At 43.3% G+C, this 2,431-nt stretch carries 1 protein-coding gene; it reads right to left on the reverse strand.

Features of this window, described 5'->3' with window-relative positions:
• Positions 1–91: 91 nt before the first annotated feature.
• Positions 92–1,834 carry a group II intron reverse transcriptase/maturase gene (ltrA, locus tag F6K53_RS37350; protein WP_293084666.1) on the reverse strand — a complete coding sequence of 581 codons (1,743 nt, stop codon included), beginning with the start codon at positions 1,832–1,834 and terminating at the stop codon, positions 92–94.
• Positions 1,835–2,431: the final 597 nt, after the last annotated feature.

Below are 2,431 nucleotides of genomic sequence, written 5' to 3' on the forward strand. Positions count from 1 at the left end.
CGTGAAGTCGGGTAAGGTTTGTAGATTACTCTACTCCCCTCCCCTAAGAACCGGACTTGACAGTTACCCATCATCCGGCTCAAGCCTTACTTCAAGCCTTCTGCTTGGTTTTCTTTTTGCCATGAAGAAGCTTGTGACAAGCTTTATGAAGATGTACAAGGTTGTCAGCCAGGTTAGAACCACCTTCTTTTATGGGAATTATGTGATGGGTTTCGATTTCTTCGTCATTGCGTAACCAGTCATTACAGATTGGACATTTATACCCCTTTCTTCTAGCTACTTGGTCATACTTGCTATTTTTTTCCCAGAGGGTTTTGTTAGCTTTTAGACTTCTTTTGAGCCAGTATTCTTTGAGAATCGGGTCATCGGGTGAGTTGCTCCCTTCTATTTTGACGTGTCTCACAATGGGTGTTCCTGCGACATCATATATTCGCAATTCTGAGTTTCTTCTTTTGGATGTGGACTCACAAGAGAATACCCAGTCTCTTTTGGACACACTCCACGGAGTTTTCTTGTATATCACCTTGAAGTATTTGTCCTTGACCCATCTTAATTTACGCTTTTTGTGTCTACGCCTTGCCCAATCCCACAGATATTTCCATACCCTGTTACCTACGTAACTGAGTATTTTCTTTGATGTGCAATGTCTGTAGTAGTTAGCCCAACCTCTGAGAATCGGATTCAGTTTATTGATTAATTGTTCTTGGCTTTTTCCGTTAAATGCTTTGACAATTTTCCCAATTTCTTTGCAGAATGAGAGAACTTTATTTTTGGCGGGTTTGGTCAGAAGTGTTTCATTCTTTCCTTTCCCGAACATTCTTACGTTAAAACCCAGAAAATCGAACCCTTGGGATATGTGGACTATCCTTGTTTTCTCATCGCTTATTTCTAAGCCTCTTTCTGATAACCATGCTTTGAGCTGGATCAGAACTTTTTCCAGTTCTTCTTTTGTTTCTGCCGTGACCACAAAGTCATCGGCATATCGAATATATCCGAGTTTGTAGACTTTTCTTCTCTCTCCTTTCTTGTTATATCTTCCTCTTATTCCACCCCAGTTGTTGAGCTTTTCTTCCAATCCTTCCAATCCGATGTTGGCTAAAAGTGGACTGATGACTCCCCCTTGGGGTGTTCCTTTATTGGTTTCGTGATATATTCCTTTACTTATATATCCAGCTTTCAACCATCCTGCTACTATTTCCCTGCCTGGAGCAGAGTCTATTTGTTTCATGATAGTTTCATGGGCTAGGTTATCGAAAAAGCCTTTTATATCCGCGTCTAGAACCCATCTATCCTTTCTGAGGGAATTTAGTCTGTTTACCACTTGCTCTATGGCATCATGGCAACTTCTACCTGGTCTGAACCCATAAGAATTAGGTTCAAATATGGCTTCCCATTCGGGTTCTAGGAGATTCTTTACTATTGCCTGCATGACTCTATCCTTTAAGGTTGGGATGCCTAGAGGACGTTTCTTGCCATTTGACTTAGGAATGTATACCCTGCGTGCTGGTGAGGCTTTGGGTATCTTCCACTCATTGACAAGTTTCACTCGTTGGCTAGGTGTTGTTGCCACCTCCTTATCGACACCTGCTGTTCGCTTTCCGGTATTTATCTGAGTGATTTGTCTGACAGATAGTAGTAAGTTGGCGTAGCTTTTCAGCATCAGTTTCTGTAACCTTCTCAGTTGCTTCCACTGACCAAGCTTTTTGGCACGAAAGATTCTTCGACGCAGGTTTCTAACAATCTTACGGGCTTTCTTCCAGTTGACCTGGCTCCAGTCTGTAAGTTGTGCCGTCTGTCCATTTACCGGGCTATTGCCCCGTATCAAACTTTTCATCAGGTTCGATTCCTTATCTTTCGAAAATCTTTCGTATAAGACCCAAGGGAAGTCTGCTATTACTTTCGTTCAGGGGCAAAGTTTGAACCCCTATCCTCCGTATTACCAGAGGCGTTTGCTTTTTCCCTCATCCTCTACCCCCCAGAGAGTTCCGTCCTTGTTGCCTCAGACCTACCTTAGATATCGACCTTCTAAGGACTCTGTGGGGCTTACCCTGTTGTGTCAAGTAAATTTATTTCTCCTTCGGATGATGCCTCTTCCACGGATGGGAGTTTTGTTTACACGGCTTATAGAGAAACTAGCTATAGGCCCTACCCACTTGGCTTTTGCCTTCAGCGTGTCAGGTCTTTACGCTGGTCATGAGATTACGCGGTTTATTAGCATTTCATTTTCATTCATCCATATCGGAGAAGCCCTCTAGCTCCTAACCGGGTTTGACCTTACCTAGCTTCGGCTACATTCGTGACTCTGCATATTTCCCTTTTGTTACCAAAAGGTATTGAGTCCAACCTAAAAGGTTGTTTTACGTGAGGGTAGGTGGTGTAAATTACCCTGGGGAGTCGGCTCCCCGCTTTACTTGACCAGTTCAGGTCGCGC

Source organism: Moorena sp. SIO4A1, from assembly GCF_010672065.1.
GTDB lineage: Bacteria > Cyanobacteriota > Cyanobacteriia > Cyanobacteriales > Coleofasciculaceae > Moorena.

Excerpts from the sequence above, each read along its gene's own strand:
- ltrA (WP_293084666.1), bottom strand. The coding sequence starts at position 1,834 with ATGAAAAGTTTGATACGGGGCAATAGCCCGGTAAATGGACAGACGGCA.